The organism is Cryobacterium sp. TMT4-10, assembly GCF_004403275.1.
Lineage (GTDB): Bacteria > Actinomycetota > Actinomycetes > Actinomycetales > Microbacteriaceae > Cryobacterium > Cryobacterium shii.
Genome location: NZ_SOGU01000036.1, coordinates 1 through 14,380, shown reverse-complemented (window position 1 = coordinate 14,380; position 14,380 = coordinate 1). Strand labels below are relative to the sequence as shown.

15 protein-coding genes are annotated in these 14,380 nt (G+C 68.5%); 13 read left to right on the top strand and 2 right to left on the bottom strand.

What is annotated here, in order from left to right:
* Position 1: 1 nt before the first annotated feature.
* The 11 genes from E3T42_RS05725 to leuA all read left to right on the top strand — a co-directional run bounded on the left by E3T42_RS05725 (position 2) and on the right by leuA (position 10,970).
* Positions 2-742 (top strand): 16S rRNA (uracil(1498)-N(3))-methyltransferase, encoded by a 741-nt coding sequence (locus E3T42_RS05725; protein WP_134365831.1) that lies wholly within the window; start codon positions 2-4, stop codon positions 740-742.
* Between the two features lie 22 nt (positions 743-764).
* The gene (locus E3T42_RS05720; RefSeq protein WP_134365830.1) at positions 765-1,142 is read left to right on the top strand and encodes an HIT domain-containing protein; all 378 of its coding nucleotides are present in this window, start codon (positions 765-767) and stop codon (positions 1,140-1,142) included.
* 52 nt (positions 1,143-1,194) lie between these two features.
* Positions 1,195-2,211 carry a PhoH family protein gene (locus tag E3T42_RS05715; protein WP_134365870.1) on the top strand — a complete coding sequence of 339 codons (1,017 nt, stop codon included), beginning with the start codon at positions 1,195-1,197 and terminating at the stop codon, positions 2,209-2,211.
* Entirely contained in the window at positions 2,208-2,675 is a 468-nt protein-coding gene (ybeY, locus tag E3T42_RS05710; protein WP_134365829.1) for an rRNA maturation RNase YbeY, read from the top strand. Before E3T42_RS05715 ends, ybeY begins: the two co-directional genes overlap by 4 nt.
* Entirely contained in the window at positions 2,672-3,991 is a 1,320-nt protein-coding gene (locus E3T42_RS05705; protein ID WP_134365828.1) for a hemolysin family protein, read from the top strand. The genes ybeY and E3T42_RS05705 overlap by 4 nt, the downstream gene beginning before the upstream one ends.
* Positions 3,984-4,886 carry a GTPase Era gene (era, locus tag E3T42_RS05700; protein ID WP_134365827.1) on the top strand — a complete coding sequence of 301 codons (903 nt, stop codon included), beginning with the start codon at positions 3,984-3,986 and terminating at the stop codon, positions 4,884-4,886. Before E3T42_RS05705 ends, era begins: the two co-directional genes overlap by 8 nt.
* 53 nt (positions 4,887-4,939) lie before the next feature.
* Positions 4,940-5,065 carry a hypothetical protein gene (locus E3T42_RS17425; protein ID WP_255572673.1) on the top strand — a complete coding sequence of 42 codons (126 nt, stop codon included), beginning with the start codon at positions 4,940-4,942 and terminating at the stop codon, positions 5,063-5,065.
* A complete protein-coding gene (locus E3T42_RS17585; protein WP_160140980.1) occupies positions 5,062-5,190 on the top strand; it encodes a hypothetical protein in 129 nt (42 codons plus the stop codon). The genes E3T42_RS17425 and E3T42_RS17585 overlap by 4 nt, the downstream gene beginning before the upstream one ends.
* A 107-nt stretch (positions 5,191-5,297) precedes the next feature.
* Positions 5,298-6,551 (top strand): esterase family protein, encoded by a 1,254-nt coding sequence (locus tag E3T42_RS05690; RefSeq protein WP_134365825.1) that lies wholly within the window; start codon positions 5,298-5,300, stop codon positions 6,549-6,551.
* Positions 6,548-9,028, top strand: coding sequence for a bifunctional lysylphosphatidylglycerol flippase/synthetase MprF (locus E3T42_RS05685; RefSeq protein ID WP_241975863.1), 2,481 nt, complete (start codon positions 6,548-6,550; stop codon positions 9,026-9,028). Before E3T42_RS05690 ends, E3T42_RS05685 begins: the two co-directional genes overlap by 4 nt.
* A gap of 169 nt (positions 9,029-9,197) precedes the next feature.
* The gene (gene leuA / locus E3T42_RS05680) at positions 9,198-10,970 is read left to right on the top strand and encodes a 2-isopropylmalate synthase (RefSeq protein ID WP_134402633.1); all 1,773 of its coding nucleotides are present in this window, start codon (positions 9,198-9,200) and stop codon (positions 10,968-10,970) included.
* Between the two features lie 144 nt (positions 10,971-11,114).
* Here the strand turns inward: leuA and E3T42_RS05675 are convergent, their stop codons facing one another.
* Together E3T42_RS05675 and E3T42_RS05670 are read right to left on the bottom strand one after the other, a co-directional pair.
* Complete coding sequence (locus E3T42_RS05675; RefSeq protein WP_174776680.1) at positions 11,115-11,858, bottom strand: hypothetical protein; 744 nt, start codon at positions 11,856-11,858, stop codon at positions 11,115-11,117.
* A gap of 91 nt (positions 11,859-11,949) precedes the next feature.
* Positions 11,950-12,651, bottom strand: a complete 702-nt coding sequence (locus E3T42_RS05670) for a trimeric intracellular cation channel family protein (protein ID WP_241975862.1) — start codon at positions 12,649-12,651, stop codon at positions 11,950-11,952.
* Between the two features lie 87 nt (positions 12,652-12,738).
* Here E3T42_RS05670 and recO point away from each other — a divergent pair, with 87 nt between their 5' ends.
* Together recO and E3T42_RS05660 are read left to right on the top strand one after the other, a co-directional pair.
* Positions 12,739-13,461 carry a DNA repair protein RecO gene (recO, locus tag E3T42_RS05665; RefSeq protein ID WP_134365823.1) on the top strand — a complete coding sequence of 241 codons (723 nt, stop codon included), beginning with the start codon at positions 12,739-12,741 and terminating at the stop codon, positions 13,459-13,461.
* On the top strand, positions 13,458-14,276 hold the full coding sequence (locus E3T42_RS05660) for an isoprenyl transferase (protein ID WP_134402632.1): 819 nt from the start codon (positions 13,458-13,460) through the stop codon (positions 14,274-14,276). The genes recO and E3T42_RS05660 overlap by 4 nt, the downstream gene beginning before the upstream one ends.
* The last annotated feature ends 104 nt before the right edge of the window (positions 14,277-14,380 follow it).

Genomic DNA, 14,380 nt, shown 5'->3' with positions numbered 1-14,380 from the left:
CATGGCACACTTCTTCATCGATGAGGCCCTCCGGGCCTCGGACTGCACGGTCGGGGGCGTCGTCGGCATCGGCGGCGCCGAGGCGCGGCACGCGGTCACCGTCAGCCGGGTTCGCCCGGGAGAGCACCTGCAGATCGGAAACGGCGCGGGGCTGATGCTCGGCGCCACCGTGGTCGGCGCTGAGGCGTCCCTGCTCACCCTGCGGGTGGACACGGTGACCGTCAGCGCGCCGCCGACCCCGCGCATCCGCCTGGTCCAGGCTCTCGCCAAGGGTGACCGGGACGAGTTGGCCGTGCAAGCGGCCACGGAACTCGGCATCGACGGGGTGATCCCGTGGGCCGCCTCGCGCTCGGTGACCCGCTGGGAGGGCGCCAAGATCGCCAAGGGCCGGGACCGCTGGTCGAGCATCGTGCGTGAGGCGTCCAAGCAGTCGATCCGGGCCTGGCTGCCCGCGGTCGGTGACCTGGCGAGCACGAAGACGCTGGCGACCCTGGCCGGCTCCACCCGCATGCTGCTGCTGGAGCCCACCGCGACCGAACGCCTCACCTCGCAGGCCGCACCGACCGACGACCGCGACATCCTGCTCGTGGTCGGCCCCGAAGGCGGCATCTCGCCCGCGGAACTCACCCTGCTCGAGCAGGCCGGGGCCACCCGGGTGCGACTCGGCGACAACGTGCTGCGCACATCCACCGCCGGGCCGGCCGCCCTGGCGATCCTGAACGCGACGCTCGGCCGCTGGTAGCCGGGAAGCTTAAGATAGAGACATGTCTTCCACCGGTGCAGAACCGTCCATTTTCAGCCGCATCGCCGCGCGCGAGATCCCGGCGACGATCGTCGCGGAAACCGACCGGATCATCGCCTTCAACGACATCGCGCCCCAGGCCCCGGTGCACATCGTCATCACGCCCAAGACCGGCGAATACCGCAACGTGGTCGAACTGGCGGCCGGCGACCCCGGACTGCTGGCCGAACTCGTGGCCGTGGCCGACGCACTCGCGGCCGACCTCGCCGACGGGCAGTTCCGTCTCGTCTTCAACACCGGGGCGGCGGCCGGTCAGACCGTCTTCCACGTCCACGCCCATCTCCTGGCCCAGCAGCCCGGGGATCCAGCACTCGGGGAGGGATCGCTTGGGTTCCGCTGACTCCCACGAGCCCGGCCGGGCCGAGGTCCGCGTCCAGGTCGACGGCATCGCTATGGTGCGTTTGCTGGGTGCGCAGGATCGCCTTCTCGCCACCATCGAGAAGGAGCACCCGGGCGTCACCGTGCACGTGCGCGGCAACGAGATCACCCTCTCCGGTGAGGCGGGCCCGGTCGAGGCGGCGCGCTTGCTGATCGAGGAACTCCTGGTCATGATCCGCTCGGGCCGGGACCTGGCCGAGTCCGAGGTGAGCACGTCGGCACGGATGCTCGGAGAAGACAGCAGCACGAGTCCGTCCGAGCGCCTCGGCCCGGCACTCCTGACCTCCCGGGGCCGCAGCATCCGTGCCAAGACGATCGGGCAGAAACGCTACGTCGACGCCATCGACACCGACACGATCGTGTTCGGCATCGGGCCGGCCGGGACCGGCAAGACCTACCTCGCGATGGCCAAGGCCGTGCAGGCGCTGCAGCGCAAGGAGGTCGACCGGATCATCCTCACCCGCCCCGCCGTCGAGGCCGGGGAACGCCTCGGCTTCCTGCCCGGCAGCCTGACCGAGAAGATCGACCCGTACCTGCGGCCCCTCTACGACGCCCTCAACGAGATGATGGACCCGGAGCTCGTCCCCAAACTGCTGGCCGCCGGAACCATCGAGGTGGCCCCGCTGGCGTACATGCGCGGGCGCACGCTCAACTCCTCCTTCGTCGTCCTCGACGAGGCGCAGAACACCACGCCGGAGCAGATGAAGATGTTCCTGACCCGGCTGGGCTTCGGTTCCAAGATGGTCGTCACCGGCGACATCACCCAGATCGACCTGCCGGCCGGATCGAGCGGGCTCCGGCTCGTCAGCCGCGTGCTCGAAGGCGTCGACGAGATCGCCTTCGTGCGCCTGACCAGCGACGACGTGGTGCGCCACTCTCTGGTCGGCCGCATCGTCGACGCGTGGACCGAATACGACGCCCAGAAGCAGGCCCTGCGCTACGAGACCGAGCAGGCGCACGAATTCGCCAACCGCGGGCCGGGCCGCCCCAACACCCCCCGTGACCGCCTTCCGAAACGGAGACCTTCTTGAGCATCGAAATCAACAACGAATCGGCCATCCCGGTCGATGAGGCCGCCATCCTCCGCCTGGCGGCGTACGCGCTGGACTCCATGCACGTGCACCCGGATGCCGAGCTGGCGATCGTGCTCGTCGACGAGGGCGCCATGGAACAGCTGCACGTGCAGTGGATGGACGAGCCGGGGCCGACCGACGTGCTCAGCTTCCCGATGGACGAACTGCGCCCGGGCACCGAAGACGCCGAAACGCCGCCTGGACTGCTCGGCGACATCGTGCTCTGCCCGCAGGTCGCGCAGGCCCAGGCCGAGACCGCCGGCCACAGCACCCTCGAAGAACTGTTCCTGCTGACCACCCACGGCACCCTGCACCTCCTCGGGTTCGACCACGCCGAGCCGGCCGAAGAGAAGGAGATGTTCGGCATCCAGCGGGACATCCTGATCGGCTTCGCCCTGCAGGAACGCCTCCGCAACCGATGATCGTCGGGTGGTTTCTCGCGGCAGCCATCGTGCTGGTCGCCTTCGGCGGCCTGATGGCCGCCGTGGACGCCGCCGTCACGGTGCAGTCCAGGGCCGACATCGCCGAGCTGGCCGAGAAATCACGGGCGAAGAGGTCCCTGACGGCGATCGCCGCCGACACCGGGGCGCACCTGAACACGATCAGCTTCGTGCGGATCATCGCCGAGACCACGGCGGCCGTGCTCGTGACCCTCGTGTTCGCGACCACCATCGAGCAGCTGTGGCTCGCCCTGCTCCTCTCGTCCCTGCTGATGACCGCGGTGTCCTTCGTGCTGGTCGGGGCGAGCCCGCGCAGCGTCGGGCGGGCGCACCCCACCGGGCTGCTCCGGGCGACGGCGCCGCTGGTGCACTTCCTCCGCGTGCTGCTCGGGCCGATCGCGAACGCGCTCGTGGCGCTCGGCAACCGGGTCACCCCCGGCCGCACCCGGCTCGCCACGTTCACCTCGGAGGACCAGCTGCTGAGCATGGTCGACGAGGCCACCGAGCTCGACGTGCTCGAGGAGGAAGACCGCGAGCTGATCCACTCAATCTTCGAGTTCAACGAGACCGTGGTGCGTGAGGTGATGATTCCGCGCACCGACATGGTCACCATCGAGGCGGATTCCTCGCTCGGCGCGGCCATGGGCCTGTTCCTGAGCAAGGGGTTCTCGCGCGTGCCCGTCATCGACGGTGAGGTCGACGACGTCACGGGCATCCTCTATCTTCGCGATGTGGCCCGGCTCGTCTACGAACGCCCCCCGAACGTGGAGAGCCTGACCGTCCGTGAACTGGAACGGCCCGCGGTGTTCGTACCGGAATCGAAAAAGGCCGACGCCCTGCTGCGGCAGATGCAGTTGGAGTCGAACCACCTCGCGATGGTCGTCGACGAGTATGGTGGGATCGCCGGACTGGTCACCCTCGAAGACCTGATCGAGGAACTCGTCGGGGACATCTCCGACGAATACGACCGTGACGTCGTCGAGGTCGAAGACCTCGGCCACGGCCGGTTCCGGGTGAGCGCCCGGCTGCCGGTCGATGAGCTCGGCGAGCTGTTCGACCTGGAGCTCGACGACGACGAGGTCGACTCGGTGGGCGGACTTCTGGCCAAGGCGCTCGGACGGTTGCCGGTGGCCGGGTCGGTCGCCTCCACCAGCGGGCTGGTCCTCACCGCGGAACGCACAGAGGGCCGCCGCAAGCGCATCAGCACCGTGCTGGTGGAACGAGACCAAGCGTTGATTGATGCACAGACCGCATTCCTCGGGGTGTCGGACGATGAGAGAGTGAATGGTCATGACTAAAGAAGATGGATTCCGCGCGGGCTTCGTGTCGTTTGTGGGACGCCCCAACGTGGGAAAGTCCACCCTGACGAATGCGCTGGTGGGGGAGAAGGTCGCCATCACGTCCTCGAAGCCGCAGACCACCAGGCGAGCAATCCGCGGGATCGTGCACCAGAAGAACGGTCAGCTGATCCTGGTCGACACCCCCGGCATCCACAAGCCGCGCACCCTGCTCGGGGAGCGTCTGAACAGCCTGGTGCAGTCCACCCTCGCCGGCGTGGACGTGGTGGGCCTGTGCATCCCGGCGAACGAGCCGATCGGCCCGGGCGACCGTTTCATCAACGAGCAGCTCGACAACTTCCCCCGGGCCCGCAAGGTGGCCATCGTGACCAAGATCGACACGTCCTCCAAGACGAGTGTCGCCAACCAGCTCCTCGCCGTCTCCGAGCTGCGCGACTGGGAAGCGATCGTGCCGATCTCGGCCACCAGCCGCATCCAGCTCGACATCCTCAGCGCCGAGCTGCTGCGGCTGCTTCCGCTTTCGGATGCGCCGCTCTACCCGGCCGACGCGGTCACCGACGAGAGCCTCGAGTCGCGCATCTCCGAGTACATCCGCGAGGCGGCGCTCGAGGGCGTCACCGACGAGCTGCCGCACTCGATCGCCGTGACCATCGACGACATCATCGAGCGCGACGACCAGGAACTGGTCGAGGTCTACGCGAACCTGTTTGTCGAACGGGACAGCCAGAAGGGCATCATCATCGGCAAGTCGGGCAGCCGGTTGAAGGATGTCGGCATGCGCGCCCGCAAGCAGATCGAGCCCCTCGTCGGCAAACGGGTCTTCCTGTCGCTGCGGGTCAAGGTCGCTAAGGAATGGCAGCGCGACCCGAAACAGCTGGGCCGCCTCGGCTTCTAGCCGGCCCGTCCGCCGCGGGCTGATGCTCGTGCTCGCGCCCGCACCGCGGCGGGATGCTGGTGCCGGTCACCATCTACGCCTCCATGACCACGGCCATGGCGATCACCGTGACCCCGTGCTCCGCCCCGGTCGCGGTCGGTGCCGCCCTGTCCTGGTCTCCGATTCCCTGCTGGCGTTGAACAAATTCGTACCGGACGCGGGAATCTGGGAGAGCGGCTTCCTAGTCATGCTCAGCTACATCGCGGCCCAGTGCCTCATCGTCCTCGGCGTCGCCCGGGCTGGCGAGTCTGAATGCCAGCCGTAAATTCTCTGTAACGACGGCGGCGGTTCCTGAAGTGTCCTTCAGAACCGGTCTCCCGCGTGCCACTTCGCCGTGGTCGGTGTGAGAGTGGGTGGCGGAGGATTCGCATCATGACCGATCTGCTCGACACCAGTCTCCTGGCCGGCCCGTTCCTCCTCGGGCTGTACGCGCTGACCGGTGTCGTCGTCGTGGTGCTGGCACTGCGCCGCCTGAGCATCCGTCGTGCGCTCGTCTTCCTCGCGGGCGTTGCCGCCGCCGCCGTGTCCGGTTGGGTGCTGGTCTGGCTGCTCAGCGACGTCTGGGATGTCTTCGGAGTGTCCATGTCCCTGCCGACCCGCGTGTGGGTGACCGCCCTCTTCGCCGCGCTCGTGCTCGCCGTCACCAACCTCATCGGCAGCACCCGATGGCGTCGCACGGTCGCCGTCGCCGCCATTCCCCTGATCCTGCTGTGCACGGCCGCGGGAATCAACGCCGAATTCGGCGAGTACCCCACCCTCCGGATTGCCCTGGGGCTCCCGCTCTACGGCTCGCTCGACCTGATGCAGCGGGCGCCGGTCGGGTCCACCGGCGGCGCGATCGGAAAGGTCACCATCCCGGCATCCACCTCCGGCTTCGCAGCGCGGCCCGCATTCGTGTACCTGCCCGCCGCGGCCCTGGTCGACCGGCCGCCGATCCTGCCCGTCGTGGAGATGCTCTCCGGGCAGCCGGGGAGCCCGTCGGACGTTTTCACCTCCGACCGGCTCGCCGAAATCCTCGACGCCTACGCGGCCGCGCACCACGGCCTCACGCCGATCATCGTCGTGCCCGACCAACTGGGCGCCCCGGACAGGAACCCGATGTGTGTCGACTCCCCGCTCGGCAACGCCGCCACCTATTTGACGGTCGACGTGCCGGCCTGGATCCGGTCGCACCTGGCGGTGGCGGCCGCGCCGACCGGCTGGGCCATCGCCGGTTTCTCCCAGGGCGGCACCTGCTCGATCCAGCTCGGAGCCGCGCACCCGGAGCTGTACGGCACGATCTTCGACATATCGGGCGAAATAGCGCCGAAGTCCGGCAGCCCGGACCACACCATCCAGATCGGGTTCGACGGCAGCGCGGCGGCCTACGCCGCCGCGGCGCCGACCGCCATCCTGGCCGCGCACGCCCCCTACGCGGCGCTCCACATCATCTTCGCCGTCGGCGCCGACGACGCCCGCTACCTGGCCTGGGCGCACACCCTCGAGACCGCAGCGCGCCGGGCGGGCGCGACCACGGAACTCATCGTGTCACCGGGCACGGCACACGATTGGCACACGGTCATCTACGCCTGGACACGCGCGCTCCCGGTCATCGCGACAACCACCGGATTACCGGCCTCACCGTGACAGGCCTGCGGCGCCTGGTGGCCGGGCAGCCCCTGGCCATGGGGTACGCGCTGCTGCTGCTGGCGGCCCTCGTCACGGGGCCGCTCACCGGACCGTCGCCCGCCCTGAGGGGGATCCTCGGCACCGGGTACGAATCGGTGGTCGAAAACGGCCACTGGTGGAGCCCCCTCACCTCCGTCTTCTTCGTCGACAACGCCGCAGAAGTCGTCCTGGCGCTCTTCGCCGCGGTCGTCGTGCTCGGCCAGGCCGAACGGCTGATGGGCGGCGTCCGCACCGCGATCGCGTTCGTCGTCACGGCCGTCCTTGGTGCCGGCCTCGGCATCCTCGGGCAGAGTCTCGGCGTCGCCGGCGGCGAGTTCTGGTCCCGACGGGTGAGCGAACTCTGGTCGCTCGACCCCTTCACTCCGATCGTGGGAACCATCATGGCCGCCAGCTTCTACGCCGGACCGCTGTGGCGCCGCCGCATCCGCGTGTTCACAATCTCGGGCGCGCTGGTCCTCCTGCTGTACTCCGGCCAGCCCTCGGATGTCTACCGTCTGATCGCTGCCCTCGTCGGTCTCGGCCTCGGGGCGGCCTTCCGCCCGCGGCCGATCGACCTCACCTGGCGGCGCAGCTCACACCATGAGACCCGCACGCTCCTCGCCGCGGTCGTGGGAGTGCTCGCGGTCGGACCGCTCATCACCATCTTCTCCGGCGCCCGGTTCGGGGTGCTGGCGCCGCTCGGCCTCCTGCTCACTCAGGACGTGCCGGCGGCCGGCGACGTCGTCGACCGGTGCCTGCTGGGCGACATCACCCGGCAGTGCGTGCACGAGCTCACCCTGGAACGGGTCGGCGGCGTCGGGCCCGTCCTGGTCAGCCTGCTCCCTTTGGTCACCCTGCTCGTCGCCGCCTACGGCCTCGCCAGGGGACGGCGCTTCGGCGCCTGGCTCGCGATCGTCGTCAACGCCGCAATGGCTGTGCTCGGCGCCTGGTACTACGGGCTCCTGCCGATCTCCGGCCAGCCGTACGTGTGGCGGTGGCACCCCCTGCGCTACTGGGAAGTCGCACTCGTGCTCGTGGTTTCCGTGCTCGTGCCGGTCGCGACGGCGATCCTGATCGCCGCGAACCTCCGGCGATTCCCCGTGCGCAGCCGTCCGGGCGTGCGTCGGCGCTTCGCGCTCTCGATCGTGGCGGGTTTCCTCGCACTGGCCTCGCTTTACGTCACCGGCGGCTGGCTGTTGCGCGACCGTTTCCGCCCCACGGTGACCCTGCTGGATCTCGTGACGGATGTCCCGGAGCGGTTCATTCCGGTCGGCTTCCTCCGCCTGGAGCGGCTCTCCTTCCTCCCGACGGACTGGGTAACGACCGCGCTCTACCAGTGGGTGGGCCCCGCGTTCTGGATCATCGTGATCGTCGGCGCCATCCAGGGCATCCGCAGCAGCGGGTCCGGGGGCGGGAACGACCAGGCCAGGCTGCGGAAGTTACTCATCCGCGGCGGCGGAGGCGGGTCCCTGGCCTTCATGACCACCTGGGACGGCAACTCGATCTGGTTCAGCCCGTCCGGAACGACGGCCATCGCCTACCGGGTGTTCAACGGCGTTGTGATCACCACGACGGAACCGGTCGGCCCCATCGAAGACGGCGCCCAGGCGATCGCGGACTTCGCCACGATGTGCGACGACAACGGCTGGGTGCCCGTCTTCTACAGCCTCCACGACCACTGGCAGCCCACCTTCGCCGGAATGGGCTGGCGGTCCATGGGCATCGGGGAGGAGACCATCCTGCGGCCGCGCACCTGGGACACGAGGGGCAAGAAGTGGCAAGACATCCGCTCGTCAATCAACCGGGCCGACCGCGCCGGGGTGCGGGCGGAATGGACGGACTATCGCAGCCTGACCCTGCTGCAGGCCGTGCAGATCTCCGAGATCTCGGAACAGTGGGTGCAGGAGAAGGAGCTGCCGGAACTCGATTTCACCCTCGGCGGACTCGATGAGCTCCGTGACCCGGCGGTGCGACTGATGCTGGCGATCGACGCCGATGACCACGTGCACGCCGTGACCAGCTGGCTGCCGAGCTACCGCGACGGGGTCGTCATCGGCTGGACGCTGGACTTCATGCGCCGCCGACCGGACAGCATGAACGGGGTGATGGAATTCCTGATCGCGCAGACGGCACAGACGATGAGCGAACGACCCGAGATCGAGTTCCTCAGCCTGTCCGCGGCCCCGTTGGCCCGCACCGGGGGAGGAGCGGGCGACGAGCGGGACGGCAGCCTGGCGGCACGGGTGGTGAACTTCCTCGGCCGAGCGCTGGAGCCGGTCTACGGCTTCCAGTCCCTGCTGGCGTTCAAACGCAAGTTCCAGCCCGAGTTCCACCCCCTGTTCATGGCCTACCCGGATCCGGTCGCGCTGCCGACCATCGGGCTGGCTCTCGCCCGCGCCTACCTGCCGTCGCTGTCCATGCGGGAGGCCGTTGCCTTCGCCCGCAGCCTCGGCTGAAACCCTCGCTGCCGAGAATGCAATCACGCGAGCCGGGAATCGGTGCTAAATTAACAGAATGCATGCCGGTGTGCTCCTCCTTAGCTGCCGCGACGAGTCCTAATCTGAGGCCTCCCTCGTCGCGGAGTTTGTCGTTGGCTGACCACCATTCGCGAGGAGATGAAGGATCATGAAGAACAATCAAACCGCATCGGCGATGCCGATCCACAAATACCGCCCGTACCACGAGCAGTTCCGGGTCAACCTGCCCGACCGCACCTGGCCGTCCGGGCACATCGAGCAGGCGCCGCGCTGGTGCGCCGTCGACCTGCGCGACGGCAACCAGGCCCTGATCGACCCGATGAGCCCCGAGCGCAAGCGCATCATGTTCGACATGCTCGTGCGCATGGGCTACAAGGAAATCGAGGTCGGGTTCCCCTCGGCGAGCCAGACCGACTTCGATTTCGTGCGCAGCCTGATCGACGAGGACGCCATCCCGGACGACGTCACCATCCAAGTGCTCACCCAGGCGCGTGAACACCTGATCCGTCGCACCTACGAGTCGATCGCGGGCGCGAAGCAGGCCATCGTGCACCTGTACAACTCCACCAGCATCCTGCAGCGCGAGGTGGTGTTCCGTGAAGACAAGCAGGGCATCATCGACATCGCCCTGTTCGGTGCCCGCACCTGCCGCGCGATGGAAGCCACGATCCCGGGCACCACCGTCTACTACGAATACTCCCCGGAGAGCTACACCGGCACCGAGCTCGAGTTCGCCGTCGACGTCTGCAACCAGGTACTCGAAATCCTCGAGCCGACGCCGGAGCGCAAGGTCATCATCAACCTGCCGGCCACGGTGGAGATGGCCACGCCCAACGTCTACGCCGACTCGATCGAGTGGATGGGCCGGCACCTCGCCCACCGCGAGAACGTGCTGATCAGCCTGCACCCGCACAACGACCGCGGCACCGCGATCGCCGCCGCCGAGCTGGGCTACCTGGCCGGCGCCGACCGCATCGAAGGCTGCCTGTTCGGCAACGGGGAGCGCACCGGCAACGTCGACCTGGTCGCCCTCGGCGTGAACCTGTTCACGCAGGGAATCGACCCGCAGATCGACTTCAGCAACATCGACGAAGTCAAGCGCACCGCCGAGTACTGCAACCAGCTGCCGGTGCCCGAGCGCAGCCCCTGGGCCGGCGACCTCGTCTTCACGGCGTTCAGCGGGTCGCACCAGGACGCCATCAAGAAGGGCTTCGAGGCGATGGCCGCGGATGCCGCAGCTACCGGCCGCTCCGTCGACGACCTGGTCTGGGCCGTGCCGTACCTGCCGATCGACCCGAAGGACCTCGGCCGCAGCTACGAGGCCGTCATCCGGGTCAACTCCCAGTCCGGCAAGGGCGGGGTCGCGTACCTGCTGAAGACCGACCACGCCCTCGACCTGCCACGCAAGCTGCAGATCGAATTCTCGGGCGTCGTGCAGTCCAAGACCGACCAGGAAGGCGGCGAGGTCACCAGCGAACAGATCTGGGAGATCTTCAACGACGAGTACCTGCCGGCCAGCCACACCACCCCCGACGCCAAATGGGGCCGCTTCGAGCTGCACTCCACGCGCACGTCGAGCGATCTCTCCGGCACGGTCGACCTGTCGGTGGACCTGCGGGACGACGACACAGTGTCCAGCGCCGTCGGCTCGGGCAACGGCCCGATCGCCGCGTTCCTCGGCGTGATGGCCGAGCGCGGCATCGCGATCACCCTCTACGACTACGTGGAGCACGCCATGTCGGCCGGCGGCGACGCCCTCGCCGCCGCGTACGTCGAACTGGACGTCAACGGCAAACGGTTCTGGGGCGTCGGCATCGACGCGGACATCTCGACCGCGTCGCTCAAGTCCGTCGTGTCCGCAGTGAACCGCGGCATCCGCTCCGAAGCCGCCAACCGCGCCCTGGCCGAGGTCAGCGTCTAGTCCGACCCGGTCCGACCCCGTCCACCCGGGTAGGCCCGAGGCCCGGGCACACCGAAAACGCCGTTCCGTCCGAGAATCGCCGCCAGTCGGCGGCCCTCGGGCGGAACGGCGTTCTTCGTCCGCGGTTGCGCGGTGCGGCGGCTGCTAGACGTGCGCGGTGTGCGTACGCACCGGCTCTGTGCGCACCGGGTTCGCCTGAGCCACCGGCTCCCCGTGGAGCATCTTCTCCGCCGACCGGGTCGGGGCCAGCGCGGCCGTGCAATCCTCGATCGCCCCGGACAGAAGCGCGTAGAGCTGGCCGTCCGGATCGGGCGTGCAGGCCTCCGCGATGCCCTGCACCGAGACCCGGATGATGGTCTCCGCGGTGCGGTCCGTGAACTTGCTTCGCGTCCAGGAGCCCATGGAGGAGATGAACTCCCGCGCCCAGCGTTCGGTTTCCGGTGCGGAGTCGAACGCCGTCCGGATCCGGCCGGCGATGTCGTCGCTGAGTTCGCCGTCGGTGTGGGTCAGGTGTCGCTCGCAGTTGAGGATCCCCACCGCCAGCGCGCGCTGGTGGTCGGCGCTCGTGACCGGCAGGGCGGAGGCGGCAGCGCGGAGGGCGATCAGCAGGCGAACCTGCGGATTGTCGCCGTTCAGCCCGATCACCGACGGGATCAGGGGAACCAGGCGTGCCCGGGCGGTGTCCGAGGTGCAGTCGTTCACCATTCTCGCCAGGGAGGCGAGCAGAGGATGGGTGCAGGCCGGATGGTCCGTCCACGATTCGCCCGCGAGATAGGACGCGAACTCCATGAAACAGGCGCCCGAGCGCGGGTTCCGGTGTTTGCCTCGGGACAGCACCGGCATCAGGTCCGGCATCGATTCGGGCGGGTTGCCCTTGAACTTGTTCATGAGGATCCTCCAAACAATGTGAGTTCTTCTCATTAGTCTCACCCCGGATCGGGTGAAAGGCGAGAGCGGAATTCGTCGTGAGGGGGGATTGTCAGATGCCGCGATTGCGGCCCCGGCGGAAGGCGACCACGTTCTCGCGTCGTCTCCACCGGGGCCAACTGCCGATCGCCCGCTGCTGCGGCAGGCTCCAGCCGTAGCGGGCGGCGAGTACCCGGATGACCGTGGTCACGATGACGCAGCTGATCCCGGCGATGGTGATCGGAACCTGCAACAGGAACAGCACCACCAGGAGTCCGCTGCCCGCCCCGGCGGCCACCGCGTAGAACGAGCCGACGTGCATGACTGCGATGGGAACGTTCAGCATCATGTCGCGCAGGGCCGACCCGCCCACGGCCGTGACGACCCCCACGAACAGGGCGGGCACCTCCGGCAAGCCGGCGGCGAGCGCCTTGCTGGTGCCCAGGGCACCGAACAGGCCGATGGTGACGGCGTCCAGGGCGATGATGAACGGGCCGAGGCGGTTGAACAGACTCTGCAGCAGCATTCCGAGCAGGGCGGCTCCGGCGGCCACGGGCAGGTACCAGTTGCTCTGCAGCGCCGCCGGCACCCCGTCGAGGAGGATGTCGCGGAGCAGCCCGCCGCCCAGGCCCACGGTGACTCCGATCAGGGCGATCCCGAGCAGGTCGAAACGCCGATCCGTGAAACGCCCCGCGAACATGGCGCCCTGAATGGCGCCGATGGCGACGGCGGCGAGGTCGAGCCAGAGCGGGATGAAGAAAGACGTGGAGGGCACCCCTAATGAAACCACTGAAAGCCCCCGCCCGGCGCGGCGGCCGGCCGCTCGGCCGCGCGCGTGGCTTCCAGGTGGGAGAATCGACGGGTGCCTGTATATCGTGATGAAGCCGTCGTGCTGCGCACCCAGAAGCTGGGTGAAGCCGACCGGATCGTCACCATGCTCACGAGGCAGCACGGCAAGGTGCGCGCGGTCGCCAAGGGCGTGCGTCGCACCGCCTCCAAATTCGGGGCCAGGCTCGAACCGTTCATGGTCGCCGACGTGCAGCTTTACGAGGGTCGAACCCTCGACATCATCACCCAGGCCGAATCGCTGGGTTCCTACGGCGCCCTGATCGCCGACGACTACCCGAGCTACACCGCCGCCAGCGCCATGGTCGAGACGGCCGACAAACTGACCGAGGCGGAGGGGTCCCTGCAGCAGTACCTGCTGCTCGTCGGCGCTCTCCGATCCCTCTCCCGCCGGGAGCACGGGGCCGGCCTCACCCTCGACTCCTACCTGCTGCGCGCCCTGTCGATGGCCGGCTGGGCGCCCAGCTTCGAGGACTGCTCCCGGTGCGGCGCCAAGGGCAGCCACTCTGCCGTGGTCGTGCAGGTCGGCGGGATCGTCTGCGACGACTGCGCCGCCCCCGGCTCGCCGAGGCTCGACCCGGCCACGATCGCACTGCTCGCCTCCCTTCTCACGGGCGACTGGGAGCACGCACAATCAACCCCGGACCAGACCAGAGCCCAGGCCACCGGAATCGTCGCCGCGTATACGCAGTGGCATCTCGGGCGCGGCCTCCGATCCTTGGAGCACGTCAGTCGATGATCCCCAACCCCTTCGGCCAGAAGCCGTTCACCCACAAGGACGCGGTGGCTTACAAGCCCCTCGACTGGACCGGCCTGTATCCGCCGGCGCTGCCCGCGAAGGCCGTGCCCGAGCATGTGGCCGTCGTCATGGACGGCAACGGCCGGTGGGCCAACGCCCGCGGACTCCCGCGAGTGGAGGGACACAAGGCGGGGGAGGGAGCGCTGCTCGACGTCGTCTCCGGCGCCATCCAGATCGGGGTCAAGCACCTGAGCGTCTACGCCTTCTCCACCGAGAACTGGAAACGTTCACCCGATGAGGTGCGCTTCCTGATGGGGTTCAACCGGGACGTTCTGCACCGCCGGCGGGACCAGCTCAACGAGTGGGGCGTGCGGGTGCGGTGGGCCGGGCGCAAGCCCCGGCTCTGGGCATCCGTCATCACCGAACTGCAGTACGCCGAGCGTCTCACCGCCGGCAACGACGTGCTCACCCTGACCATGTGCGTGAACTACGGCGGGCGCACCGAGATTGCGGATGCTGTGCGCGCGCTGGCCGAGGACGTCGCCGCGGGCAGGCTGAAGCCCTCCGGCATCACCGAGAAGGCCATTCAGAGGCACCTGTACACCGCCGACCTGCCCGACGTCGACCTGTTCGTGCGCAGCTCGGGGGAGCAGCGCACCAGCAACTTCATGCTCTGGCAGAGCGCCTACGCGGAGATGGTCTTCCTGGACACGCTCTGGCCGGACTTCAGCCGCGTCGACCTGTGGCGGGCGGTGGAACTCTACGCGTCCCGAAACCGCCGGTACGGTGGCGCCGTGGACGCCCCCACCCCCTAGTAGTTCTTAGTTAGGTTGGGCGTGTCGGCTGTTAATCGTCGCTGGAATCTGTTAATTTTCAGGCGTGAATCCTGATGAACTCACCGAGACCAAAGCCGAGTTGG